The sequence below is a fragment of the Actinomadura sp. NAK00032 genome (assembly GCF_013364275.1).
Taxonomy (GTDB): domain Bacteria; phylum Actinomycetota; class Actinomycetes; order Streptosporangiales; family Streptosporangiaceae; genus Spirillospora.
Genome location: NZ_CP054932.1, coordinates 8,034,158 through 8,059,938, shown reverse-complemented (window position 1 = coordinate 8,059,938; position 25,781 = coordinate 8,034,158). Strand labels below are relative to the sequence as shown.

20 protein-coding genes are annotated in these 25,781 nt (G+C 73.0%); 16 read left to right on the top strand and 4 right to left on the bottom strand.

Going from position 1 to position 25,781, the window contains the following annotated elements:
* Positions 1-157: 157 nt before the first annotated feature.
* The 4 genes from HUT06_RS36950 (at position 158) to fxsT (ending at position 8,411) form a co-directional block, all read left to right on the top strand.
* On the top strand, positions 158-1,531 hold the full coding sequence (locus HUT06_RS36950) for an MFS transporter (protein WP_176199962.1): 1,374 nt from the start codon (positions 158-160) through the stop codon (positions 1,529-1,531).
* A gap of 164 nt (positions 1,532-1,695) precedes the next feature.
* Positions 1,696-3,189 (top strand): hypothetical protein, encoded by a 1,494-nt coding sequence (locus tag HUT06_RS36945; RefSeq protein ID WP_176199961.1) that lies wholly within the window; start codon positions 1,696-1,698, stop codon positions 3,187-3,189.
* Positions 3,190-3,207: 18 nt separating this feature from the next.
* Positions 3,208-4,230 (top strand): MoxR family ATPase, encoded by a 1,023-nt coding sequence (locus tag HUT06_RS36940; protein WP_176199960.1) that lies wholly within the window; start codon positions 3,208-3,210, stop codon positions 4,228-4,230.
* Positions 4,227-8,411, top strand: a complete 4,185-nt coding sequence (gene fxsT / locus HUT06_RS36935; protein WP_176199959.1) for an FxSxx-COOH system tetratricopeptide repeat protein — start codon at positions 4,227-4,229, stop codon at positions 8,409-8,411. The genes HUT06_RS36940 and fxsT overlap by 4 nt, the downstream gene beginning before the upstream one ends.
* A gap of 21 nt (positions 8,412-8,432) precedes the next feature.
* On the opposite strand, the gene HUT06_RS36930 is transcribed toward fxsT, so the two are convergent.
* Entirely contained in the window at positions 8,433-9,644 is a 1,212-nt protein-coding gene (locus tag HUT06_RS36930; protein WP_176199958.1) for an FxsB family cyclophane-forming radical SAM/SPASM peptide maturase, read from the bottom strand.
* Between the two features lie 100 nt (positions 9,645-9,744).
* A complete protein-coding gene (locus tag HUT06_RS36925; protein ID WP_176199957.1) occupies positions 9,745-9,966 on the bottom strand; it encodes a hypothetical protein in 222 nt (73 codons plus the stop codon).
* A gap of 380 nt (positions 9,967-10,346) precedes the next feature.
* Here HUT06_RS36925 and HUT06_RS36920 point away from each other — a divergent pair, with 380 nt between their 5' ends.
* Positions 10,347-11,369 (top strand): hypothetical protein, encoded by a 1,023-nt coding sequence (locus HUT06_RS36920; RefSeq protein ID WP_176199956.1) that lies wholly within the window; start codon positions 10,347-10,349, stop codon positions 11,367-11,369.
* Between the two features lie 17 nt (positions 11,370-11,386).
* Here HUT06_RS36920 and HUT06_RS36915 read toward each other — a convergent pair whose 3' ends face one another.
* Positions 11,387-11,824, bottom strand: coding sequence for a nuclear transport factor 2 family protein (locus tag HUT06_RS36915; RefSeq protein ID WP_176199955.1), 438 nt, complete (start codon positions 11,822-11,824; stop codon positions 11,387-11,389).
* 25 nt (positions 11,825-11,849) lie between these two features.
* Positions 11,850-12,713: a TIGR03619 family F420-dependent LLM class oxidoreductase gene (locus HUT06_RS36910; RefSeq protein WP_176199954.1), complete on the bottom strand. Its 864-nt coding sequence runs from the start codon at positions 12,711-12,713 to the stop codon at positions 11,850-11,852.
* A 49-nt stretch (positions 12,714-12,762) separates the two neighbouring features.
* Between HUT06_RS36910 and HUT06_RS36905 the strand changes: the two genes are divergently transcribed.
* The 11 genes from HUT06_RS36905 to HUT06_RS36860 all read left to right on the top strand — a co-directional run bounded on the left by HUT06_RS36905 (position 12,763) and on the right by HUT06_RS36860 (position 25,727).
* Entirely contained in the window at positions 12,763-13,401 is a 639-nt protein-coding gene (locus HUT06_RS36905) for a Crp/Fnr family transcriptional regulator (RefSeq protein ID WP_176199953.1), read from the top strand.
* A 66-nt stretch (positions 13,402-13,467) separates the two neighbouring features.
* The gene (locus HUT06_RS36900) at positions 13,468-14,217 is read left to right on the top strand and encodes a hypothetical protein (RefSeq protein ID WP_176199952.1); all 750 of its coding nucleotides are present in this window, start codon (positions 13,468-13,470) and stop codon (positions 14,215-14,217) included.
* Positions 14,217-16,376 (top strand): hypothetical protein, encoded by a 2,160-nt coding sequence (locus tag HUT06_RS36895; protein WP_176199951.1) that lies wholly within the window; start codon positions 14,217-14,219, stop codon positions 16,374-16,376. The genes HUT06_RS36900 and HUT06_RS36895 overlap by 1 nt, the downstream gene beginning before the upstream one ends.
* 43 nt (positions 16,377-16,419) lie before the next feature.
* Positions 16,420-17,286 (top strand): SDR family NAD(P)-dependent oxidoreductase, encoded by an 867-nt coding sequence (locus HUT06_RS36890; RefSeq protein WP_176199950.1) that lies wholly within the window; start codon positions 16,420-16,422, stop codon positions 17,284-17,286.
* 11 nt (positions 17,287-17,297) lie between these two features.
* On the top strand, positions 17,298-18,140 hold the full coding sequence (locus tag HUT06_RS36885) for an EI24 domain-containing protein (RefSeq protein ID WP_176199949.1): 843 nt from the start codon (positions 17,298-17,300) through the stop codon (positions 18,138-18,140).
* 75 nt (positions 18,141-18,215) lie between these two features.
* Entirely contained in the window at positions 18,216-19,574 is a 1,359-nt protein-coding gene (locus HUT06_RS36880; RefSeq protein WP_176199948.1) for a hypothetical protein, read from the top strand.
* Between the two features lie 72 nt (positions 19,575-19,646).
* Positions 19,647-21,773, top strand: coding sequence for an acyl-CoA dehydrogenase (locus tag HUT06_RS36875; protein ID WP_176199947.1), 2,127 nt, complete (start codon positions 19,647-19,649; stop codon positions 21,771-21,773).
* An 88-nt stretch (positions 21,774-21,861) separates the two neighbouring features.
* Positions 21,862-23,544: a hypothetical protein gene (locus tag HUT06_RS36870; protein ID WP_254715583.1), complete on the top strand. Its 1,683-nt coding sequence runs from the start codon at positions 21,862-21,864 to the stop codon at positions 23,542-23,544.
* Positions 23,544-23,675, top strand: coding sequence for a hypothetical protein (locus HUT06_RS45415; RefSeq protein ID WP_274704639.1), 132 nt, complete (start codon positions 23,544-23,546; stop codon positions 23,673-23,675). Before HUT06_RS36870 ends, HUT06_RS45415 begins: the two co-directional genes overlap by 1 nt.
* 13 nt (positions 23,676-23,688) lie before the next feature.
* The gene (locus tag HUT06_RS36865; RefSeq protein WP_176199946.1) at positions 23,689-24,552 is read left to right on the top strand and encodes a glycosyltransferase; all 864 of its coding nucleotides are present in this window, start codon (positions 23,689-23,691) and stop codon (positions 24,550-24,552) included.
* Positions 24,549-25,727, top strand: coding sequence for a glycosyltransferase family 4 protein (locus tag HUT06_RS36860; RefSeq protein WP_176199945.1), 1,179 nt, complete (start codon positions 24,549-24,551; stop codon positions 25,725-25,727). Before HUT06_RS36865 ends, HUT06_RS36860 begins: the two co-directional genes overlap by 4 nt.
* The last annotated feature ends 54 nt before the right edge of the window (positions 25,728-25,781 follow it).

Below are 25,781 nucleotides of genomic sequence, written 5' to 3'. Positions count from 1 at the left end.
AAAGGGGTGGGCGGACGGGTGCTTTTGGCGACTCCTGGTGGAATTTTGTGCCTGGCGCGACCTTGTGCTCCCGCTCACCGGGGCACGTCAATAGTGAACTGCCGAGGTCGATGCGGCCGGGGTGTGACCGCGGTCTGGGACGAGGAGAAGTCGGAAGGTGACCGCCGCCGCGCCGGGAATGGCCTCTGAGGATAGCGGCGAAGCCGGGGCTAATGGTGCGGATGACGATTACTGGCGGCGGGATTTCCGGCTGCTGCTGAGCGGGTCGGTGCTGTCGCAACTCGGCACGCTCGGCGCCGCTGCGGCCAACCCGCTGCTGGCTCTGGCGCTGACGGGCTCACCGATCGTGGCGGGCTGGGTCGCGGCCGCGAGCACGCTTCCGGGACTGCTTCTCCACCTACCGGTCGGGCTGCTCGTCGATCGCTCCGACCGCTGGCGGATCATGCTGTACAGCCAGGTGATCAGAGTGATCAACTCGGTTGTCCTGGTCGTCGTCCTCTGCACGCTCCCCACGCCCTGGCCCATGCTGGTGGCGGCGGCGGTGATCGACGGGTCGTGCGCCGTCTTCTTCCGGATGGCCGAACTGGCCACGGTGCGGTACGTGGTACCGGACGGCAAGGCCGAGAACGCGATGGGAACGAGCGAGGCCCGGCATCACCTGGCCATTGTCCTCGGCCGTCCGGTGGGCGGCATGATGTTCACTCTCGGACGTGCCGCTCCGTATGTCCTGGACGGACTCACATCGCTTGTATCCGTTTTCTCCCTGCTGGCGCTGAAATCCCGACTGAAACTCCTCGGAGCGCCGCCCCGGAAGTTGCCGAAACTGTCCGAGGTCTCGGCGAAAAGAATCTTAGACTCCTTCAAAGAAGGGTTTCGCTGGATCTACCGCGACAGGTTCCTTTCCGTGTCGCTCGGTGCCTGCGCGATCGCGAACATCGGTTTCCAGGTCGTCATTCTGCTGCTGGTGGTCGAGGCCGAGCGGCGCGATTTCTCCGGATCGGTCATCGGAACGATGCTCGCGACGTCCGGCGTCGCCGGATTCCTCGGTGCGGCCACCGCTCCGGCGATGGTGCGGTTCCTCACCCCCGGCGTTACGGTCAAGTGCGGTGTTGTGCTCTGGCTCCCGTGCCTGGTGGTCGTCGCCGGTGTGAACGATCCGCTGGTCGGCCTGTGCGCCTGGGGCGCCTGCAGTTTCATGGGAGCCCACGTCAACGTCGCTCTGGCGGTGTACCAGGGCAGGGTCATTCCGCGGCGAGTTCTGGGCCGAGTTGAGGGCATCCACCGCTTCATCACGACCGGTGCGGTGACGTTCGGTGCTCTTTCCGGCGGATATGTGATCGCCGCACTCGGAACCCGGCTGACGGCGGCTCTCGTGAGCGTCGCATTCGGTGTGATCGGGGTCGCGGCGGCCGTTCTCATCAGGACGCCCGATCGCCGTGCCTGGCGGCAGGCCACGCCGGTGTCCGCGCGTCGGACGGAGGAAACCGTGCCCGCCGGGAGGATGGCGGTGCCGGTCGGCGGGGACACCTAGGCGCCGCTCGGCCACTGTGTAAGGCGACACATTGCCGGCGGCCTATTCCGGTCGCCTTGGATTGCGGGTAACGGCCGCCTTCCGGAGCGTGGTGCGGGGGTACGCTTCCAGCGTCGAACTTGGCGGCGCTCTCCGCCGCCATCCTTCGGTCGGAGGCGGAGCGTTTGATCACGTCGCTGAACGTCGATGATCAGCATCGGCTGGTCGAGGCGATCCGTCGCATCGACGCGATGAGCGTCCAGCGCGAGCGTGTCGTCCATGTGCAGGCGCTGGAGCGCGACCTCGGGCACCGGCTGCACTACGACCACCACGACAAGGACATGCTCGACGTGTGGGCGCTGGTCGACGCGCTGCTCACCTATCCCGGCGCCGCGCAGGCCCTGGTGCGGATCCTGCAGACGTTCTACCCGGCCAGTCTGTCGGTGCGGGCGCTCGGCGACCTCGTCGCCGAACTGCTGCCGGAGCCGTGGCTCGACCAGGCGGAGCGGCGCGAACTCCACGAGCTGATCACGTCGCTGGAGCGGACCGACTCGGTGCTGACGCATCTCGGCCGGTTCCCGATGCTCTACCGGCGGGCGGTCGGGCCGGCCTGGCCGTCGCTGGAGCGCGAGGTCCGCAGCCTGCACGACGTCGTCGCCCTGCTGGAGGAGATGCCCGACGGGCCGGACGGCACCCCGCCGCTGCTGGTGTTCGTGAACGATGTGGCCGAGTACGCGGGGTATCCGACGGCGGGCGCCTTCCGCGACTGGGTGCGCCGCCAGGTCGAGGCGCAGGGCCTCGACCACGCCGCGCTGCAGCGGGGCGGCGGCGGTTCCGGCGGGCCCGCGGCGGTGCGCGGCGGGCCGCCGGAACCGCCGGAGAACTACCTGGTCATCGAATGCGCGCCCGACGCGCTGGAGGCCGACCGGTACCTGGTCACCGCGTGGCTCCAGGTGGGCCGCGAGCCCGGCAGCACGCTGTACGGCAGCGACGAGGCGCTGCCGCTCAGCCGGATCCCCGAGCTGCTCGAACGGCTGCTCACCGCGGAGAGCTCGGTGATCGGGCGGCGCGGCCCCGACCTCACCATCGAGTTCATCCTGCCCCGCGCCCTGCTGGACCACCCGGTCGAGCAGGCCAAGATCAACATCGCCGGGTTCGAGCACCGCGTCGGCATCCGGTACCCGGTGGTCGTGCGGAGCCTCGACCGGATGCGGCACGCCGCCGTCCACCACGACTGGCGGCACAAGTGGGACTGGCTGTCCGGCCATTCGGTCGACCCGCCGGTCTGCCTCGTGGCGCGGGCCGGCGAGTACGACAAGGAGGAGCTGTTCTCCCGGCTCTCCACGGAGTCCACGGCCGTCCTCGCGCTGGCGTTCCCGCCGTGGGGCGGCGAGAGCGGCGAGGCGGACGAGCACTGGGTCGGGCTGGTCGCCGGCATCCCCGTCGTCGCCTGGTGCCGGGACGGGCGCTACCCCGCCCAGTTCGCCCGGGAGGTCAAGGAACTGATGGCGGCGGACCTGATGAAGCTTCCGCGCCGGACGATGGAGCTGCGCCGGCAGGCGCTGGCGGGCGGCGCCGAGGGCGGCGGCTCCGGCCATCTCGGCCTGCACCTGACGCTCGTGTTCGACGATGCCGACCGCATCCCGGAGCCGTACGTGCGGCTCCGGCCACCCGCATAGCACCCCCGGAAGGCGTCCATGACGACAGAACCAGAGACCAGCGGCCTCGACGGTGACTGGCGCATCTACCGGGGCGACAGCCGGCCGCACGACCGGGTGCGGCGGCTCCCGCCGCCCCCGCCGTGGCGCCGCTTCGGCCCGGAGGACGCGGCCGGCGGGCGGCGGCAGCGCGACCTGCAGCAGGCGGTCTCCTACCGGCCGGACGAGTCGGTGGTCGACAAGGTCAACGCGGCCGTCCTGCTGCGGCGCCCGCTGCTGGTGACGGGCAAGCCCGGGTCGGGCAAGTCGACGCTCGCCTACAACGTCGCCTACGAGCTCGGGCTCGGCTCCGTCCTGTACTGGTCGATCACCAGTACCACCACGCTGCAGACCGGGCTGTACGACTACGACGCGATCGGCCGGCTGCACGAGAGCAGCCTGCGCGGCGCGGGCGGCCGCGACGACGCCGCCGAGCCGCCCGACATCGGCCGCTACATCCGGCTCGGGCCGCTCGGCACCGCGCTGCTGCCGGGCGACCTGCCCCGCGTCCTGCTCATCGACGAGCTGGACAAGAGCAACATCGACCTGCCGAACGACCTGCTCAACGTCTTCGAGGAGGGCCGGTTCAGCATCCTGGAGCTGCAGCGGCTGCCCGAGGAGCAGGCCCGTATCCACGTGATGACGGCCGACGGCGGCGAGCGGGTGCCGATCGACCGCGGCGAGGTGCGGTGCGGGCACTTCCCCATCGTGATCATCACCAGCAACGGGGAGCGCGAGTTCCCGCCCGCGTTCCTGCGCCGGTGCGTCCGGCTGGGGATCGAGCCGCCCGACCGGGACCGGCTCGCGGAGATCATCGAGGCGCATCTGGGCACCGAGGTGCGGGACGCGAGCGACGGGCTCATCGAGGAGTTCCTCGCCCGCCGCGCCGACGGGGCGCTCGCCACCGACCAGCTCCTCAACGCCGTCTACCTCGCCACGTCCGGGAGCCGGCCGCCCGAGACCAAGCTGAAGGAGATCCTCGATACCGTGCTGCGGCCGATCGAGAGGCCCGGCGCGGGATGATCGAGCGGCTCGTCGAGGCCCTGGCCGGGCTCGACCCGCCGCCCACGGCGGAGGAGGCGGCGGACGCGCTGTGGCTCGCCGACTGGTTCCGGACGCACGAGGGCACCACCCATCTCGCGGCGGACGGGTCCGGTGAGCCGGACGGGGGCGCACAACCCGGTCCCGTGCCGCCGCCCGGCCCGCCGCCGGAGCCGCCCGCGCCGCCCGGCCGGGAGCCGGCGCCGCCGCGCGCTGCCGAGGCCGGCCTCTACCTCGCCGGGCAGGACGTCCCGGCGACCGCGTTCCCCGTCCGCATGCCCGCCATGCCCGCCATCGCGGGCACGCTGCCGCTGTCGCGCGCCCTGCGCCCGCTCCGCGCGACCGTGCCGTCGCTGACCCGCCGGCATCTCGACGAGGCCGCGACCGCGCAGCGCATCGCCGAGACCGGGGTGTGCGAGCCCGTCATGGTGCCGGCGCAGGAGCGGCGGCACGACCTGGCCCTGGTCGCGGACGTCGGCCCGTCGATGGTCGTGTGGGGGCAGACGGTGGACGAGCTGAGGCTGCTGCTCCAGCAGCTCGGCGCGTTCCGCGACATGCGGACCTGGTACCTCGACACGGGTGCGCCGCGGCTGTCGCTGCGCACCGGCTCCGCCTTCGGGCCGGGCGCCGAGCGCGACCCGGACGAGCTGGTCGACCCGACGCACCGCCGCCTCATCCTGGTCGTCAGCGACTGCATCGGCGCGGCCTGGCAGGACGGCCGGGCCGCCGCGCTGCTCGACCGGTGGGGGCGCGCGGGCACCGTCGCGATCGTCCAGCCGCTGCCGCAGCGGCTCTGGTGGCGGACGGCGGCGGCCATCGAGCCGGTGCGGTTCGGCGCGTCCGGTCCGGCGGTCGCCAACGAGCGGCTCACCGTGGCGCTGCCGCCGCTGCGGCCGTCCGACGACCGGCCGCTCGGTATCGCGGTCCCGGTGGTGGAGCTGAGCGAGCGGTGGCTGCGGTCGTGGGCGGGCATGGTCGCCCGCGGCGGCCGGAACGTCATGGGCGCCGCCGTGTTCACCGGCCGGGCGGTGGCGCATCCGCCGCCCGCCGAGGCCGGCGGCGACGCCCTGTCCCCGGAGATGCGGGTCAAGCAGTTCCGGGCGTCGTCCTCCCCGGCGGCGTTCCGGCTGGCGACGTTCCTCGCGGCGGCCCCGCTGCGGCTGCCCGTGATGCGGCTCGTCCAGCGGGCGATGCTGCCGGAGTCCACGTCCGCCGACCTGGCCGAGGTGTTCCTCAGCGGCCTGCTGCGGATGGTCGGCCGCCCGTCCGGCGGCGGCGAGGAGGAGATCGCCTACGAGTTCCACGACGGGGTCCGGGAGATCCTGCTGCAAGGGCTGCGCAGGCGCGAGGTGTACCAGGTGCTGCGCGCGGTGTGGGGCGTCGTCCGCGACCGCATCGGCTCCTCCCTGGACTTCCCCGCGCTGCTCGCGGCGGTCGGCCGGGGCGAGGCGCAGCTCCCGCCGGAGCTGCCCTTCGCGCAGGTGGCGGCGCAGGCGTTGGCGGGGCTCGGCGGGCCGTACCGGCAGATGGCGAAGCAGCTGGCGAGCGGCGGTGCCGCGCCCGACGCGCTCACCGCCCCGGGCCCGGACGCCGGTGCCGCGCCGCCCGGCGCGGTCTCGGGCGCGCCGGCGGGCGCCGAGCCCGCGCCGGCGCCGCGCCGCTGGCTGCCCGGCCGCAACCCCGACTTCGTCGGACGCGACCGGCTGCTCTCGTCGGTGCGGACCGCGCTGCGCGACGGCGTCGCCGCCCTCCTGCCGCAGTCGGAGTTCGCCATGGGCGGCGAGGGCAAGTCGAACCTCGCGGTGGAGTACGCCTACCGCCACGACGGCGACTACGACCTGGTGTGGTGGATCCCGGCCGAGCAGACGACGTCGGCGCGCGCGGCGCTCGCGCTGCTGGCCCGCCAGCTCGACATGCCGATGAGCGACGACATCAAGGAGACCGTCGACGACGTCCTGCGGGCGCTGCGCGACGGCCGGCCCTACGGCCGCTGGCTGCTGATCTACGACAACGCGCAGGACCCGGAGCAGGTCGTCCCGCTGACCCCGGCGGCGCTCGGCGAGCCCGGGCAGGTCCTCGGCCCCGGCCGCCACGTGCTGGTGACCTCGCGGGACCGCCGCTGGGAGCGGCACGCGACCGTGGTGGACGTCGACGTCTTCGAGCGGCCGGAGAGCATCGCGCTGCTCCGGCGCCTGGTGCCGCGCCTGACCGAGGCGGAGGCCGACCTGCTCTCCGAGCGCGTCGACGACCTTCCCCTCGCCGTGCACCAGGCCGCGGCGTGGCAGGCCGTCACCGACGGCACCGTGGAGGACTACCTGCGGCTGTTCGACCGCCGCCTCACCGAGATCGTCGCGGCGGCCCCGTCCGGCGACGACTTCCCGGTGTCGCTGGCGGCCGGGGTGAGCCTGAACCTCGACCTCCTGCGGGAGAAGGCGCCCGTCGCGTGGGCGCTGCTGGAGCTGTGGGCCGTCTTCGGCCCCGAGCCGGTGCCCTGCGGGCTGCTGGCCGCGGGCGGGTCGGCGGCGCTGGACGGGTCGGCGGCGCTGCCCGCCGAACTCGCCGGGCTGCTGGCGGACGAGACCCGGCTGCGCGAGGCGATGCGCGCGATCGCGCGGTTCTCCCTCGCCCGCTTCGACGAGGAGTCGGCGGCGCTCCAGGTGCACCGGCTCGTCCGCGCCATCCTGAACGACCGGCTCGGCGAGGACGGGCGGCGCCGCGTCCGGGACCAGGTGCACGCGGTGCTGGCGGCGGCGACGCCCGACGAGCCGCCGGAGGTGGAGTCCACCTGGGAGCGCCGGGCCGAGATCACGCCGCATGTCGTCCCGTCCGGGGTGTTCGAGGCCGACGAGTACGGCATCCGCGTCGTCGGCATCGACCAGGCGAAGTTCCTCAACATGTCGGGGGAGTACGAGGGCAGCCGGCGGCTGGCGGAGATCGCGCTGGACCGCTGGCTGGAGCGGTACGGCGCCGACGACGACGCGGTCCTGGACGTGTCCCGGGTCCTCGCCAACGCCCTGCGCGGCCTGGGCGACAACCGGGCGGCCGCCGACCTCAGCGAGGAGAACCTCGCCCGGACGCGGCTCAAGTTCGGGGCCGACCACATCCAGACCCTGTTCGCCGCCGCCGGGTTCGGCGCCGACCTGCGCTTCCGCGGCGAGTTCCGCCGCGCCTACGAGGTCGACCTCGACGCCTGGCGGCGGATGGGCCGGCTGTTCGCGCAGGACAACCCCAACACGCAGCTGTCCGCCACGAACCTCGCCATCGACCTGCGGATCCTGGGCGAGTTCCAGCAGGCGTACGAGATCGACCTGGAGGTGTGGCAGGGGCAGCGGAAGCCGGGGCAGCCGTACCGGCAGAAGTTCCGCATCAACCACCATCTCGCCATGGACCTGCAAGCGCTGGGACGGTACGGCGAGGCCTACGACATGCAGGCCGACAACCTCGCCAACCCGCGGCCGGTCCTCGGCCCTGGGCACGCGATGGTGCTGCAGGCGAAGATTACGCACGCGGGCACCCTGCGGAGGCTCGGCCGGTACGAGGAGGCCCACCGGCTGGCCGCCGAGACGCTCGCCGCCCACGTGCGCCGGTTCCGTGAGGAGCATCCGAGCACGCTGGCGAGCAAGGTCTGCCTGGCGCTCACCACCAGCGCGATCGGCCGTCCCGCCGAGGCGCTGCCGCTCATCGACGAGGCGCTGGACGGATACCGCCGGCAGATGGGGGAGACCCACCCGTTCGCCCTGGTCTGCGCGATCGACCGGGCGGTCGTCCTGCGGCGGCTGGCCGAGGTGTACGCGGCGCAGGAGGCCGACCGGGCGGCGCTGTCGAGCCTGGAGGCCGGGATCCTCGGGCCCCACCACTACTACGCGCTGTGCGCCACGGTCGGGCTGGCCAACGACTACTACCTGCTCGGCGAACTGGAGGCCGCGGCCCGGCTGCTGGCCGACGTGCGGGGCAAGATGATCGCCTCCCTCGGCGAGCGGCACCCCTACGCGCTCGCCGCCGCGCTGAACCTCGAACGCGCGCGGGCCGCCATGGGGGAGGACCACGACGTCGGCCCGCCCTTGGCGCTGCTGGCGCGGGTGCTCGGCGCGGGCCACCCGGAGGTGCGCGCGGCCGAGCGCGGCGAACTGCTCGAATGCGACATCGAGCCCACCGCCCTGTGAAGCCGGGCGGGGCGGGCGCGGTCAGCGGCTGCCGACGAGGGCGAGGTCGCGCTGGACGGTCCGCCCGATGTGGCCGATCAGTTTCATCAGGTCGGGGCAGTACACCGACGGGTTGAGGTAGCCGCGGCCCTCCCGGTAGCGGTGCGCGTAGGCGCCGCCGCCGCAGACGTCGCGGATCGCGCACGCCGCGCAGGTGGCGGGCAGCGCCGCGCGGCCGATCTGCCGGGCGACCACGCCGGGATGCCACAGCGCGTCGTCGAGGGGGTGGTCGAAGACGGTGAGGCCCGTCTCGGGCGCGCCCGCGTAGGAGGTCTTGAGCGAGTCGACCTGCTGGAGCGTCCCGTCGGTGTCGACGACGAGCATGGCGACCGGGGACAGCCCGACGTTCTCGCTCCGGCTCTGCCCGCCGAGCAGCACGTTCATGATCTCTTCGAACAGCCGGACGCCGGTCTCCTTGCGTGGCGCCCGGTACCAGCGGTCGAACACCGCGATGAGCCAGTCGGCGTAGGGGGTGCCGCCGCCGTCCACAGGGCGGCGCGGCGGCGGGGCGGCCCACGTCCCGTGCGGGAGCAGGAAGTCGATGCGCGGCGGGCCCGTCTCGAGCAGGGCCTCGTACGTCCGGATCGGGTCGTTGTCGAGGTCGACCGTGCAGAGGAGCCCCCGGTAGAGCCTCCGGTGCGCGCCCGCGAGCCGGTTCAGCCCGCGCATCACCTCGGCGTGGCTGCCGCGCCCGTTGGCGCGGAGCCGGTGCCGGTCGTGCCCCTCGCGGTCGCCGTCGAGGCTGACCGAGACGCCGACGTCGTGCTCGTCGAGCATCGCCAGCATCGCGTCGGTGAGGAGCACTCCGTTCGTCTGGATGCTCGCCTCGACGTCGCAGGACGCCGGCACCGCCGCGCGGAACCGCGCCACCGCCGCCGCGAGAGCCGCCCGCCCCGCCAGCAGCGGCTCGCCGCCGTGCAGGACGATCGCCACATCGGTGAGGGCGTGGCTCCGGACATGCTCGGCCACCCTGGCCGCCGCGGCGTCCAGCACCTCGGACGGCATCGCGGCGGGACGGCTGCGCCACGACTGGTCCGCGCCCTCGTAGACGTAGCAGTAATCGCAGGCGAGATTGCAGCGACCGTGGATCTTGAGGACGAATTCCGAGAACGGCACGGGCCGCCATCCGCGCGCCGCGAGCGCGGGAACGTCGAGGCCGTGCGACGGCCATTCACCGGACCCTGCCGGCGACATCAGCGGCTTGTGGATTCTGGCGCGCTGCGATGAGTGACGGGCACGGCCCTCTCCCTCTCGACCCGCGACTCGGAGGTGTGCGTCCTGCTCGCCCGTGGGGTCAGTGCTTCGCGCCATCGGCGGCGACGGGGGCCAGCCTGTTGTCGAAGCCCGCCCGGACGGGGCGCGGGTCGTCCAGTTCGTCGCGGACGCGCTGGACCGCGGAACTCAGGACCGTGCCCTCGGACGCCGCCGAGGCGTCGAGTTCGCGGCGGGTGGGAGGCGTCCAGAAAGGGCCCGCGAGGCCGCCGGACTCTGATGCCCTGCCATGAGTGACCCGCACGGCCGTCTCCCCTTCTTTTCCCGCTTGTCCCGCGAATCGGAAATGCGTCGCGCTCCCTCTGTGGGCTCAGGAGCACCAGACTAGCCGCGACGCGACGATCATATGGACCCGGCGGCGTCCCGCGCGCGAATCTCGCGGAAGACGCGCCGTGGATTTCTTTGTGCCGCCCGGCCGGACGGCGGTTCTTCGGAGGTGCGGGCCGGAACTCCTTGCCGAAAAGCGTCCCGGCGGCGCGCGTTCTCCCGCCCATCACCGCATGCGCCGAATATGAGGCTCTTCCTGGGACGATGGGCCGAGTGTGACGGTTGACGCACTTTCCTTGCCGGATCCGGCCGAGGGTTGCACAGTGGGATCGCAGCGACCAGTGGTGTGAGGTGCCCGTGACGGAGACCCTGCGCCCGGCCCCGAAGGAATGGCGGCCCGGGGGGATGTGCTCGTTCTTCCTCTGCGACATCGCCGGGTTCAGCGCCGCGTCCCGCGCCGATCCGGTGCGGGTGCGGGTGCGCAGGGCGATGTACGAGGGGCTCGACCGGAGCCTGGCGGGCGCCGGGCTGCGGCTCGACGACTGCTACCACGAGGACCGCGGGGACGGGGTGATGATCGTCCTGCCCGCGCACGTCCGGACGGAGCTGCTGCTGACGGCGGTGGTCGACCGGCTGCGCGCGGAGGTCCGGCACCACAACGCGGCGGCGAGCGAGGCCGCGTGGATGCGGCTGCGGGTGGCGGTCAACGTGGGCGAGGCCGAGTCGGACGGGCGCGGCATCGTCAGCACGGCGTTGACGCACACGTTCCGGCTGCTGGACGCGCCGCCGCTGAAGGAGGCGGTGGCCGCGGCCGAGACCGGGATCGCGCTGATCGTCTCCCGGCGGGTGTACGACGACGTGGTGCGCCACGGGCGGGGCCTGGTCGATCCGGGCGACTACTACCCGGTCGAGGTGCGGGTGAAGGAGACGTCGGACGAGGCGTGGGTGAGGGTGCCGGGCGGGCGTCCCGCTCGTCCGGCCGAACGGGTTCCGGCGGTGCCCGAGCCGGTGCCCGAGCCGGTGCCCGAGCCGGTGTTCGGGTTCCGGGAGCCGCCGCCGGGCCCGGCGGACGTGCCGCTGCCCGCCCTGTTCCGCGTCGTGGACGGCCTCCTGGAGATCCCCCGGATGCGCGCCGAGCGCGGCCGTGACCAGGTGGTCGCGGCGCTGTCGCTGGAGATCGCCGGGGCGGTGCCGCGGTCGGCGGAGGCGCGGGCCGACCTGTTCGCCATCGTGCAGACGTGCCTCGACTACTCGGGCGGGCTGCAGCAGCTCCTCCAGGCGGTCCAGGGGTTCGTCGGGGAGTCGATGGCGGTGCGGCGCCTGGAGCGGACGATCGCCCAGTCCCTGCTGCCGCCCGCCGACGACGCCTGGCCCGGCTGAATCAGGGCCCGGCTGGATCAGGGCTTGGTGAGGGTGGCCATCGCGCGGTCCGGTTCCCAGTGGGCGCGCAGCGAGGTGATCTTGCCCGCCCCGTCCACCGTGTAGATCAGGACGCAGTCGATCGTCATGGTGGAGCCGTCGGGCGTCGTGGTGGTGATCGTGGCGACGTTCGCGCAGCACGGCCCGTTGGCGAAGGAGTCGGCGACGGTGAACCGGAACCCGGCGATCGTCGACACGAAGTCGTCCCAGAAGGCCGTGATGCCCTCCGGGCCTCGATGGCCGTCGCCGGTGGGGTCCAGGAAGGACGGCCCGACGGGGTCCTCGATGAGGGCGTCCTCGGTGAACAGGCCCAGCCAGTCGTCCTTGCGGCCCTCGATGACGGCGGCCATCGAGGCACGGGCGGCGCGGCGCGCCGGATGGTCGGCCTCGGGGGCGTTCCAGGTGATCGCGTCCATGGCCGAATTGTAACGTGTTCTCGTTTTACTGGACCTTGGCGATCACGCCCTCGGCGAACCGCTCCAGCGCCTCGATCTTCTTGTCCAGCGGCTGGGTGTCGGGGCCCTTGGCGTAGGGCATCCGGAAACCGACGATCACATCGGTGACGCCCTTGTCCGCCAGCCGCTTCACGCCGTCGGGCGTGTAGGCGTCCATGGAGATCACGTGCACCTCGAAGGGCCCGTCGGCCTTGCCCTCCTGCTCCCGGATGCTCCGCAGCCTGGCCAGCAGCCCGTCCAGGTCGTCGCCGCCGGCGTGCATCCAGCCGTCCCCGCGCACGACCGCCCGCCGCAGCGCGGGCTCGCTGTGCCCGCCGACGAGGATCGGGTACGACTGCGCGGGCGCCATCTTGATCGCGGGGACGTCGTAGTGCTCGCCGTGGAACTCGAAGTACTCCCCGGTGCTGAGGCCGCGCAGGATGTCGATGGCCTCGTCCATCCGCTTCCCGCGCCGCTCCCACGGCACGCCCATCACCTGGAAGTCCTCGGGCCAGGGGCTGATCCCGACGCCCAGCCCGAGCCGCCCGCCGGTCAGCGCCGCGATCGACATGGCCTGCTTGGCCACCAGCACCGGCGGCCGGATCGGCAGCTTGAGCACGAACGGCGTGAACCGCAGCGTGCTGGTCACCGCCCCCAGCGCCGCGATGAGCGTGAACGTCTCGATGAAGGGCTTGCCCTCCAGGAACTCCCGGTTGCCGTCCGCGGTGTAGGGATAGGTCGAGTCGGACTCCTTCGGATAGACCAGCGAGTCGGCGACCGACATGCTCGCGTACCCGGCCGCCTCCGCGGCCCTGGCCAGCGGCACGTAGTACGAGGGGTCGGTCATGGCCTCGGCGTAGGTGAACCTCATGCCCAGATACTAGAACCCGTTCTAATCCGGTGCCAGGCATGATGGACCCATGATTCCCGCCGGCGTCTCGCCCCGCACGTGGGAGTCGCTCGTCGCGGCGGGCAGGGAACGCCGGTTCCGCGCGGGCGACGTCCTGCTCCGCCAGGGCGACCCGCCGTCCCACGTGCTCCTCCTGCTGGCGGGCAGGATCAAGGCGCTGCTCGCCCTCCCGGACGGCGAGGTTCTGCTGCTCGCCGTGCGCGGCCCGGGCGAACTCCTCGGGGAGATCGCCGTCCTCGGCGGCGACGGCCGCTCGGCGACCGTCGTCGCGATGGACGCGTGCGTCACCCGCGCCCTGCCCGCGGACCGCTTCCGCGCGCTGGTCCGCGCCGCCGGCGCGGAGGCCGACCTGCTGCGCCATGCGATGCGGCGGCTGCGCGAGGGAGAGGAGTGGCGCGCGGAGACGGCCGCGCTGCCGGCCGGGCCCCGCGTCGTGCGGGCCCTGCTGCGCCTCGCCGTGACCGGCGGCGAGGTCGGGCTCGGCCAGCAGGAGATCGGGCAGGCGGTCGGCCTGTCCCGCGGCGTCGTCGCCGCCGAGCTGGCGCGGCTGCGGGAACTCGGCATCGTGTCGACCGAACGCGGCCGCACCGTCATCACCGACCGCCCCGGCCTCCGCGCCTTGGCCGCATCAGGCCGGGACTCTGTCTGATATCTGACAGAGTCTTCGGCGCGACGTCGTCAGTGTTGTGGCCATCCGCACTCTTGGGGAGGCCGCATGGAGGAGTTCCGCGCCGTCCTGGTCGTGGACGCCGAGAAGTTCAGCGCCCACCGCGATTCCGAGTTGCCGGACGTCCACCTGGAGATCCGGCGAGTCCTGGCCGCCGCCTTCGAGGCGAGCGGGCTGGGGGAGACATGGCGTAAGGCCCGGTTCGTCGAGAGCACGGGGGACGGGATTCTCGCCGTCCTGCCGCATGAGGCGGTGCCCGCGCTCGTCGACCCCTTCGCGCGCAGGCTCCAGGACGAGCTGGCCGCGAGCGCGCCGGGCCTGCGGGCGCGCGGACTGCGGTTGCGGCTGCGGGCCGCGCTGCACGTGGGCCTTGTGGACGACGAACGCGCCGCCGCCCCCGCGATCTCCACCGCCGTCATCGACACGTGCCGGCTGCTCGACAGCCGTCCGCTGCGCGACGCCCTCGAACACAGCGACCCGGAGGTCACCTTCGCGGTCTACGCGTTCTCGCGGGAACTGTTCACCGCCTACGTCGAAGGCGGGCGCACCACCCTTCGCGCGAGCCAGGTCACGGAGGTGGAGGCGAAGGTCAAGCAGTACGCCAAGCCCGCCTACCTGTACGTGCCGGTGCCGTCGGGGAAGGGGCGGCCGGACGGCGGCGAGAAACCGGCCGCCCCCGTTCCGGCCCCGGCGCCGCCGCCGTCCGGGACGTCGATCAGCGGCGTCACGATCGACGGGAACGAGGCGCAGATCGGGTTCGGCAACACGGTCGGCGGCGACTTCCGGCAGGAGCGGTGATGACGGCGGTCGAAGACGTCACGATCAGCGGGGACGAGGCGCAGATCGCGTTCGGGAACACGGTCTCCCGCGACCTGGTCATGCACTACCACCAGGGGCGCGGGCGCTCCCCGATGGGCCTGTCGGAGAGCGAGATCGGCCAGCGCGTCGCGGGCTACGTGCCCGCCGTGAACCACGATGCGATCGTGGCCGAATTGCGGAGCGCCCGCCAGGTCGCGCTCGCCGGGGACGAGGGCGCCGGGGTGACGACCACGGCGATCGCGGCGGCGCGGGAAGTCCGCCCGGACCTGCCGATCCGCCCGTTCTCGTCGGCGGAGGACGACGCGGAGGAGGACTGGAGCGCGGACTGCGCGTACCTGGTGCGCGCGGCCGACGAGGACGACGCGTCGCGCCTGGAGCAGCGCCTGGAGGTGGTCCGTGACAAGACCCGGGGCATCGTCCTCGTGCTGGGGACCGCGGCGGAACTGCGCCGGTTGGAGTTCCTCACGCCGGTGCCGGTGCAGCCGCCGCCCGCCGAGGCCGTCTACCGGCGCCGGCTCGACGTGTGCGGCCTCGGCGGCACGCAGTGGCCGCACTGGGAGCGCGCGGCCGAACTGCTGAAGGGCGGCTCGCCCGCCGACGGGCGCCGGCTCGCCGACCTCGTCCGGGAGAGCGGCGACGCCCGGGAGGTCGAGCGCGCCTACGGCAGGTGGGAGGAGCAGTTACGCGGCTGGTTCGCCGAGTACCCGGACCTCAAGGACCGGACGCTGCTTCTCGCCGCCGCCGCGGTCACGCCTGCGGGCGAGACGAGCGTGTACGGGGCCGCGCTGTCGCTGGCCAGGCATCTGCACATCAACGTGGAGGGCGGCGGGCTGGCCTGGTGCCCGTCCACCGGGCTCAACGACCTGCTCGGCGCGGACCGCGAGGACGACCGGATCCTCTTCCGCCGGCACGGCTACGCGTCCTCGGTGCTGAGCCACGCCTGCCACGACTACCCGCTGGTGCGGACCGACCTGCTCGCGTGGCTGTCGGAGCTGCCGACCGACGGCGCCGTGGGCCTGGACGAACCGCTCCAGCGCAAGGTCGCCACCGTCTTCGCCCACTTGGCCGCGGAGAACGGCATGCCCGGCTGGATCCGGCGGACGGCCTACGGCTGGGCCCGGGACGGGCAGCAGGACCTCGCCTACCTGGCGCTGGTCGAGACTTGCCTGCACCCCGTCGCCGGCGGGCGGGTGCGCAGGTTCCTCTACGAGTGGTCCCAGGACCGGGGGACGCCGCAGACGCTGAAGCTGACGATCGTCCGGGTGTGCCAGGTGCTCGGCGGGACGTATCCGTCGATCGCGCTGACCCGGCTCAAGCATCTCGCGACGTTCGGCAACGCCCAGGTCGGCGACGAGGTCGTGGACGCGGCCATCAAGCTGGAGGCAAGGCACGGCGACGAGGTCGCCAAGGCGGCACTGGCCTGGTGCGGCGCCGCGAGCGGGTTCGGGTCGGAGCGGGACGCCGCCCGTCTCGCGGACGTGGCGCTGCGGATCCTGCTCGCCGAGCCGGACCGCGTCGACCCGTCCAAGGCCCGCGCCGTTCTGGACGCCATCGGTCGGCTGGCGGTGTGCGGGGAGAGCGTCCGCACCGTGGCGATGGACGCGGCGCTGCGGCTGGCGGACGTCCATCCGGCCGAGGTGCTCCGCAGGGCTCTGTTCTGGGCGGACCCCGACGCCGAGCTGTCCGGGGCCGGAGGGCGGCTCCCGTGGTTCGGCGCGTCGCTGTTCCTGCAACTGGCGGGCAAGCGCGACGCGGATGGGCTCGCGGTCGTCCTGACCGGGCCCGGCGCGGTCGAGCCCGCGGCGTGCGCCGCCGCGTGGTGGCTGCTGCTGGCCATGGAGACGGGCGCCGCGACGGGGCTGGACGGCGTCCTGGAGGCGATCGAACTCTGGCTCGACACGGCGGAGGCGCGCCCGGACCTGCGGCCGCGGATCGTCGCGCTGTTCACGTCCGTCGCCGTCGGCGACCCGGCGAGCCGGATGCTGATGGTCGACCTCGCGCGAGCCTGGGCCGGGATACTTCGCAGCCGTCGGAGTATTCGCGAGGACGTCCTGATGGCGTTGCTGATGCCCGAGTGGAAGCGCCTGCTGCTGGTGCTCTGGGTGACGCTCCGGCGGCGGGTGCTGGGAGAGGGGTAGGAGGTCCCTTGCCGGGCGCCGGGCGGGGTGGTTCTGTGGGGGCATGGGGAAGATCGCGGTTGTGACCGGCGGGACGTCCGGGATCGGGAAGGAGATCGCCCGGGGGCTGGCGCGGGCGGGGTTCCTGGTCGGGATCGTCTGCCGGAACGAGCTGCGGGCCGCCGCGACGGCGGAGGAACTGGTGCGGGACGTGCCCGGCGCGCGGGTCGAGACCTTCCTCGGGGACCTGTCGGTGCGGATGGACGTGGAGCGGGTCGCGGCGTCGCTGGAGGAGCGCTTCGACCGGCTGGACGTGCTGGTCGACAACGCGGGCGTCCATCTGCTGCGGGCCAAGGTCAGCGCGGACGGGTACGACCGCATGATCGCGACGAACCATCTGGGGCCGTTCCTGCTGACGAACCGGCTGCTGGGGCTGCTGGAGAAGGGCGCGCCGTCGCGCGTGGTGGTCGTGGCGTCGGAGGCGCACCGCCAGGCCGACCGGTTCGAGGTGGAGCGGCTGGCGGAGCCGGGGTCGTACGGGCCGGCGGGCTCGGTCCGGGTGTACGGGCGGTCGAAGCTGCTGAACATCCTGTTCGCACAGGAGCTGGCGCGGCGGATGGAGGGCAGCGGGGTCGCCGTGAACGCGGTGTGCCCCGGAGTCGTGGCGACCGGGCTGCTCCGGGACGTGCCCGGCACCGGACGGGCCGGGGCGTTGCTGTCGCACACCCCGTTCATGCGGACGCCCGCCCAGGGGGCGCGGATGGCGCTGAAGGTCGCGCTGGACGAGGAGTTCGAGGCGCGCAGCGGCGGTTTCCACAGTTCGACGCCCGGCGCCGGGCTGCTGCCGACGGTCGAGGCGCTGAAGGACCAGGAGCTGCGGCGGGCGGTCTGGGAGTGTTCGGCCCGGCTTGTGGGGCTCCCTTCCCTATAGGGTCTGGGTGCGTGAGCCAACCGCACCCTTCACCGCCCGCGCCGGCGCCGCCCCCGGCGAAACCGTCCGCGATCAAGGATCTGTTCGGCGGCGCGAGCTACCTGCTGCGCGGCCTCGGCTGGACCGCCCGGCACCCGGCGCAGTGGCTGTTCGGGCTGATCCCGGCGCTGATCGTGCTCGCGGTCTACATGGCCGCGCTGGTCTTCCTCGCGATCAAGGTCGACGATCTGGCCGGCTGGGTGACGGGGTTCGCCGACGGCTGGGCGGACGCCGCCCGCACGTCCGCCCGGATCATCGCGGGCGTCGCGATCTACGGTGCCGCGCTGTTCCTGGCGCTGATCACGTTCACCGCGGTGACGCTGCTGGTCGGCGACCCCTTCTACGAGGCCATCGCGGTCCGGGTGGAGGAGTCGCAGGGCGGCGCGCCGCCGGAGCCGGACGTCCCGCTGCTCACCCAGATCGGACGGGCGATCAAGGACACCTTGATCATCGGGGGGATCGCGCTGGTGTTCGCGGTCGTGTTCTTCGCGTGCGGGTTCCTGCCGGTGGTGGGGCAGACCGTCGTCCCGGTGGTCGCGGCGCTGGTGTCGGGGTACTTCCTCGCCGGGGAGCTGACGTCCGTCGCACTGGAGCGGCGGGGGATCCTGCGCAAGGAGCGGTTCGCCCGGATGCGGGCCGACCGCCCGCTCATCGTCGGGTTCGGCGTCGCGACTTTTGTGGTGTTCCTCATCCCGCTGGGCGCGGTGCTCGCGATGCCGGGCGCGGTGGCCGGGGCCACGCTGATGGTGCGGGAGCGGCTGGCGGATGACCCACTGGTCACAGTGGGTGACGCGGGCATGGCGGAGCATCACTGAGCCGATGGGAAGATGTGTCCGGAGCGTGATGGGTGCCCGGAATCCGACCGCTGATCTTCGCGTAACGTGTGCCGCATGTCCGATCAGGGGGAGCGCGGCGTGCGCTGGACCGACATGAGCGAGAACGAGTCGCGGGACGGATTCCCGCAGGCCGGCGCCGAGGAGGCGACCGGTCCGCGAACGGCCTTCCCCGAGCGCGAGGAGTTCGCGCCCGCGCCTGCGCCCGCCGGTCCCGCCGACTTCGGCGCGGGTGACTTCGGTACGGGTGACTTCGGTACGGGCGACTTCGGCACGGGCGCGGCGTCGCACGACGTGTGGGGCCGGGTCGAGGAGTCCCCGGCGGTCGAGCAGGCCCCGGTGGCCGAGGAGTTCCCGGCGCAGGAGCCCGCCGACCGCGACGCCGACGACATCAAGGTCGCCCCGGTCGCGGAGCCCGCCTCGGGCCGGGCCGAGGAGGACGCGCCCCAGTGGGAGGGGTCGCTGTTCGACGAGGGCTCGGGCGACTCCGACTCGGGCGCCTCCAACTATGTTCCGGCCGTCCCCACGGGGAGCGGCCAGCCCGCCAAGCCGGGCAAGCCGAGCAGCGGCAACTGGCAGATGCCGGACTGGATGGCGGACGAGGAGTCGGCCGACGCCAAGCTCGGCGGCTCCCCGAAGCCGTCCCGGGGCGACCGGGACGCCCTGGACGACGGCGGCGGCCGGTCCCGGCTGGTGCTGTTCGGCGGGGTCGGGCTGCTGGTGGTCGCGCTCGTCGCGGCCGGCGCCGTGTACTTCGTCAAGAGCGGCGGCGACGAGCCCGAGACCCCGGCCGGCAACGTCGACAAGCGGGCCGCGGCGGAGCAGTCCCAGGGGACGCAGGTGCAACTGCCGCCGGACAAGCCGCTCGTCACGTTCAAGGGCCGGGCGACCCGGATGCTCGGGCGGGTGAACGACACCCACTCGGGGCTGTCGTACCCGCGCTTCGCCGCCCCCTGGCAGGTGCCCACGAAGAAGAACAAGCTGGGCACGCCGGGATGGTCCGGGCAGCAGATCATGGTGACCGAGCGGCACGCCCAGCAGCTCTGGTACGGGCAGCTGCTCACCGGCACGCTCACTCCGAGCCTGCTGACCGCCTACCAGGGCCCGGAGAGCGTGAAGAACGTCGCGGCCCTGGTCGCGCAGGGGCATGAGGCGCAGTACTACGCGTTCCCGCACAAGACGGCGCCGCTGGCGTCGCAGGCGCTGACGGTGGGCGGGCGCAAGGGCTGGCTGATCGCCTCCTACCTCACCTACCAGCGGGACGGCGTGAGGGCGACCGGCGAGGTCGTCGCCACCGCGGTGATCGACACCGGCCGGGACGCCCCGGCGGTGGTGTTCGCCTCGCTGCCGAACACCCACAAGAAGAAGTGGGCCGACCTCAACGCGTTCCTCACCCACCTGAAGCTCGCCCGCTGACGGACGGTTCGGCACTGACAACCCGAATGGCGTTCTAATAGGCTGTGGCCACGTCCGAGGAGGGGTGTGGCCATGGCGATCGGGTTGACCGAGGAGCACGAGGCGCTGGCGGCGTCGGTGCGCGGGTTCGCGGAGCGGAGCATCGCCCCGGCGGCGGCGCGGGAGGCCGACGCCGGGTTCTGGCCGGCGCTCGCCGCCCAAGGGCTGCCCGGCCTGCACCTTCCGGAGGCGGCCGGCGGGCAGGGCTTCGGGCTCCTGGAGCAGGCCGTCGCGCTGGAGGAGCTGGGCCGGGTGCTGGCGCCGGGCCCGTACACGCCGACCGTGCTGGCATCGGCGATCCTGCATGCGTCCGGGGCGGATGTGTCCGGTCTGGCGGACGGCTCCCGGACGGCGGCCGTGGCACTGTCCGGCAGCCTGGACGTGGACGGTTCCACGGTCTCCGGCACAGTGCAGCCCGTGCTGGGCGCCCTGCTGGCCGATCTGTTCGTGCTTCCGGCCGGTGACCGCTGGGTCGTCCTAGGGAAGGACGACGTCACCGTAGGGGCGCTGGAGTCGCTCGACATCACGCGCCCTGTCGGATCGGTCGCCGTTGATAGCGTGACCGTCGATGCCTTCCTGGACGGGGTCGACGCACACGCCCTCGCCGTCGTCCTGCTGGGGGCCGAGGCATGCGGTGTCGCGGGGCGCGCACTGGACGACGCCGTCGCCTACGCCAAGCTCCGCGAGCAGTTCGGCCGTCCGATCGGGCAGTTCCAGGGCGTCAAGCACCTGTGCGCCCGAATGCTCATCGCCGTGGAGCGCGCAAGGGCCGCCGTATGGGACGCGGCGCGCGCGCTGAGCGAACCCGAAGAACAGCGTGCGTATGCGGTCGGAGTCGCCGCGGTCCTGGCGGCGGACGCCGCCGTCACCTGCGCCGAGGGCAACATCCAGATCCACGGTGGGATCGGCTACACCTACGAGCACGACGCCCACCTCGTCTACCGGCGGGCCCTGACGCTCCGCGCGCTGCTGGGGCGGGCCAGTGAGCACCGCGCCGGTGTCGCCGCGCTGGCGGTGCGGGGCGTCCGGCGGCCGATGAGCATCGACCTGGACGAGGACGCCGAACCGGTCCGCGAGGAGATCCGCGCCCGCGTCGCCGAACTGGCCGCGATGGAGCCGCTCGAACAGCGGGCGGCCATGGCGGCGGGCGGCTGGGTGACGCCGCACCTGCCGGAGCCGTGGGGGCGCGGCGCCGGGCCGCTGGAGCAGATCGTCATCCAGCAGGAACTGAAGGCCGCGAAGGTGCGCCCGGTGCCGCTGATGATCGCGGCGTGGGTCGTCCCGTCGCTGGTCCAGTACGGGACGCCGGAGCAGCAGGAGCGCTTCCTGCCGCCGACGCTGCGCGGCGAGATCATCTGGTGCCAGCTGTTCTCCGAGCCGGGCGCGGGCTCCGACCTCGCCGGGCTGCGCACCCGCGCCGAGCGCGCCGAAGGCGGCTGGACGATCACCGGCCAGAAGATCTGGACGTCCCTCGCCCGAGAGGCGAAGTGGGGCATCTGCATCGCCCGGACCGACCCCGACCGGCCCAAGCACGACGGCATCACCTACTTCCTGGTCGACATGAAATCGCCAGGCATCGAGATCCGGCCGCTGCGCGAGTGCACCGGCGACGCCGTGTTCAACGAGGTGTTCCTGGACGGCGTGTTCGTCCCCGACGACCTGGTCGTCGGCCCGGTCAACGCGGGCTGGCGCGTCGCCCGGACCACCCTCGCGAACGAGCGCGTCGGCCTGACCAGCAGCTTCCAGCTCGGCGGCGACCTGCCGAAGCTGCTCGACCTCACCGCCGGGCTCGGCCTGGACGGGGACCCGGTCGTCCGCGACGGCCTGGGGCGGCTCGCGTGCGACGAGCACTCGTTCAACCTGCTCGGCCTCCGCGCCACGCTGAAGCAGCTCTCGGGCACGGACCCGGGCGCGACGGCGAACGTCCGGAAACTGGTGGCGATGGAGCACGGCCAGCAGGTCACCGAGTTCGGCTTCACCCTGCTCGGCGAGGAGGGCGCGCTCACCGGCTGCTGGAAGGACGATCTGCGCGCGCGCTGGACCCGTTACCTGCTCGCGTCCCGCGCGATGACGATCGGGGGCGGCACGACCGAGGTCAACCTCAACGTCATCGGCGAGCGCATCCTCGGGCTGCCCCGCGACCCCGAGCCGGTGAGGTAGCGTCCAGGCCCACAGGGGAGAACGGACGCTTTGAAGGCGCGCACGCTTTGAAGGCACGGACGCTTTGAAGGCACGGACGCGGCATCTGGTGGCCGCACTGACCGGGCTGGGGCTCGGGCTTGCGGCACTGGGGCCGGGGCTCGCGCCCGGGTTCGTGCTGTCGTACGACATGGTGTTCGTGCCCGACCCCGCGTTCACGCATCTGACGTTCGGGCTGACGGGGATCGTGCCCCGGCACGTTCCGAGCGACGCGTTCGTCACGGCGCTCGCCGCCGTCATCCCTGCGGACGTCGTGCAGAAGCTCGTGCTGCTGGCGGTCTTCGTCATGGCGTGCACGTCGGCGGCGTCGCTGGTGCCGTCGCGCCGCCTCCTGCCACGGCTCGCCGCAGGGGTCTGCTACGCGTGGAACCCGTTCGTCGCAGAGCGGCTGCTGCTCGGCCAGTGGGCGCTGCTGCTCGGCTACGCGGCGCTGCCGTGGGTGGTGGGCGCCGCCGTCCGCACGGACGAGCGGGGCGGTACGCGCCGCTTGGTCCGCACGATGTTGCCCGCCGCCATCGGCGGGTTCGCCGCACTGACCGTCACCGCCATCACCGCCCTGGCGGTTGCGTTGGTGAGTGGTCGCGGCCCCGCGCGCGCTGGTGGCAGGGTCATCGCGTCAGCGGCGGTGCTGAGCCTGCCGTGGCTGGTCCCAGGGCTGCTGAGGCCGGCGGGCCTGCCGGGGGACGGAGCGGCCGTCGACTTGTTCGCGGCCAGGGCGGACACGCCGTTCGGGACGCTCGGAAGCCTGCTCCTGCTCGGCGGTGTGTGGAACGGCGAGACGGTACCGAGCGGCTACGGCGCGCCAGTGACGGCGACGCTCTGGCTGCTCGTGGTGGTCGGTGCACTCATCGCGTACGGCGCGTGGGGGAGAGAGGCGGCGTGGTGGCGCGGGGCGGCGGTCGCGGCGGCGGCCGGGTTCGTGATCGCGGCGCTGGGCGCGGTCGCCGCTCCCGTCCTCGAAGGGCTCATCGGCCTGTGGCCGGGGTTCGCCGTCCTGCGGGACGGGCAGCAGTACGCGGCGCCGCTCGCCGTCGTGGTCGCGGTGGGGCTCGGTGTGGCCGCCGACAAGGCGGCCGAGGCGAGATGGCCGGGAGTGGCCGCCGGGGCGCTGGCCGTGCCGGTGATCCTGCTGCCGACGCTGGCGTGGGGTGCGGCGGGCGACCTGCGAGCCGTCCACTACCCGGACGATTGGGCGCGCGCGCGGAACATCATCGACAGCGACCCAGCGCAAGGCGACGTGCTGGTGCTGCCGTGGGCGTCGTACAGGAGCTACCCCTGGAACCACGGGCGTCGCGTGCTCGACCCATTGCCGCGCTACCTGCACCGACGCGTCATCGTGGACGACGCCGTCACCGTGGGCGACACGACCGTCCCGCAAGAGGACCCGAGGGCGGTGCGGCTCGCGCCGGTCGCGAAGACCGGGGCGCCGCCGGCCGACACGCTCCGTGACATGGGCGTACGGTACGTCGTGGTCGACGCGGAGATCGGGTCCGTCCGTCCGTCCGGCGCGGCCGTTGAGGTATTGCGTGGCGCTGACCTCGCCGTTTACCGGATCGACGGGGCCGCGGGCGGGGGCGGGACGGCGGTGCCGGTGCCGCCGGTGGCCGCCGCCTGGGGCATTGTCAGTCTGGTCGTTTTCTGGTCATTCCTGGCCCCAGGTACTACTCTGAGCTTTCCATTACTCGGCAGTATCAAGCCCCGCAGCCCCCATCACCGACGAAGGACCCCCTGATGCGCATCGCCATCGCCGCGTTGGTCGGCGTACTGCTGGCCGCCGGAGTGTCGTTCAGCACGGTCCAGCTCGTGAACGCCTCTCAGAAGGACCCGGTCATCGAGCCGCTGTACAACTACGGCTCCCGGTGACCTGTAGGCCCTGATGGGGACCTGGCGTGACGGCCCCGCCCTCCTGGAGATCGTCGTTCCCGCCCACAACGAGGCCGACCGGCTTCCGGCGGGACTGGCGCTGCTGTGCGACAAGCTCGCCGGCCTCCCGCTGCGCGCGGAGGTCATCGTCGTCGACAACGCCAGCACCGACGGGACGGCCGGGATCGTCCGGTCGTTCGAGGGCCCGGTGCCGGTGCGCCTGGTGCGGTGCGACGTGCGGGGCAAGGGTGCGGCGGTCCGGGCAGGGCTGCTGGAGACGCGGGCCCCGTACGTGGGGTTCATGGACGCCGATATGGCAACAGACCTCGCCGCGCTGGACGAAGCCATCGTCCTGCTGCGCGAGGGCCGCCCGGTCGTGGTCGGGTCAAGGCGCCACGGTCGGTCGGTCGTCCAAGGTTACGCGCTTCCTGTCAGGCGGCTCGGCGCCATCACGTTCAACCGGATCGTCCGCGATCTGGTGGGCGGCATCCAGGACACCCAGTGCGGGTTCAAGTTCTTCGACGGGCCGCTCGGCCGGACGGCGGCGAAGCAGCTGCGCACCACCGGGTTCTCGTTCGACGTCGAGCTGCTGGCCCACTGCGTGCGGCGGGGGGCGTCCGTCACGGCCATCCCGGTCATCTGGCGTGACCGTCCCGGCTCCACCTTCTCTGTATGGCGCCACTCGTTCCAATGCATGGTGGACCTGACGCTCATCCGCGCGCGCGCCGGTTTCCGCATGCCCGGTCTCCCCGCGACGCCGATCATTCCGGTTGTGCCGGTCCGGACGATCCTCGCCGAGCCGAAGCTCCCCGAGCCGCGCCCGGGGGCCATCGCCATCCCCGAGCAGGCGCCGGCGCCGAGCGCAAAGTCAGGATGAGCGCGGATCTGCGACTGGCGGTCGTCAACTGGCGGGACCCCTGGCACCCCGCCGCGGGCGGTGCCGAACGGTACGCCTGGGAGTTGGCGCGCAGGTTCGCCCTTGAGGGCGCCCGTGTCCACTACGTGACGTGCCGGGCGCCCGGCCAGCGGCGCAGGGAGCGGGTCGAGGGCGTGGAGTTCGTCCGCCTGGGCGGACGCTTCACCGTCTACCCACTCGTCCTGCTCTGGATGCTGCTGCACCGCCGCCGCTTCGACGCGGTCATCGACTGCCAGAACGGCATCCCGTTCTTCACACCGTGGGTGCTGCCCCGCCGCGTACCGGTGTTCTGCGTCGTCCACCATGTGCACGACGCCCAGTTCGGCTTGTACTTCCCCAGATGGCTCGCCTGGCTCGGGCAAGTGCTGGAGGGGCCGGTGAGCCGCTGGACGTATCGGCGGCATGCGTTCGTTGTCGTCTCGCCGTCCACGTTGCGCGCCGTAAGGGAACGTCTGGGCTGGACGGGGCCCGCCCACGTCGTCCACAACGGGTCGTCTGTCGCCGAACCCGATGGCGAGGTGGCCGAGGCCCCAGGCGACCCGGAACTGGTGTCCGTGACGCGACTCGTCCCGCACAAGCGCCTCAACCTCCTGCTGGACCTCACGCAGAGCCTCGCCGGTAGCCACCCCGCCCTCAAGCTCCACATCGTGGGGGACGGCCCTGAAGCACCCGCGCTGAAAGCCGCCATCGGCGAGCGCGGCCTGGAGGGCGTCGTCATCGCGCACGGATACGTCCCGGAGAACGTCAAGGCGGCCCTGGTCGCCCGCGCCGACCTGCACCTCAGCACGTCCCAGGGCGAAGGGTGGGGTCTCAGCGTGATCGAGGCCGCGGCGCTCGGCGTCCCGACCGTCGCCTTCGACGTGGACGGGCTCCGCGACGCCGTCCGCGACGGGGCCACCGGGTGGCTCGTCCGCGAGGGCGACGACCTGGCCGGAGTCGTCGAGCGCGCCCTCAAGGAGCTGGCCGATCCCACGCTCCGCGAGCGGACGGCCACGGAATGTCAGAGGCGTGCGGCAGAGTTCGACTGGTCGCGCACCGCCGACCGGATGCGCGACCTCGTGACCGCCGCCGTACGCGACGGCGCCCCCGCCCGGCGGGTGGGCGGCCGCCGGTACGGTGGCGGACACTCAGGCTGATATCCCGGGCGAACCGGGCACCCCGGGTGACTCCCGGAGCACAGGCGGAAGAGA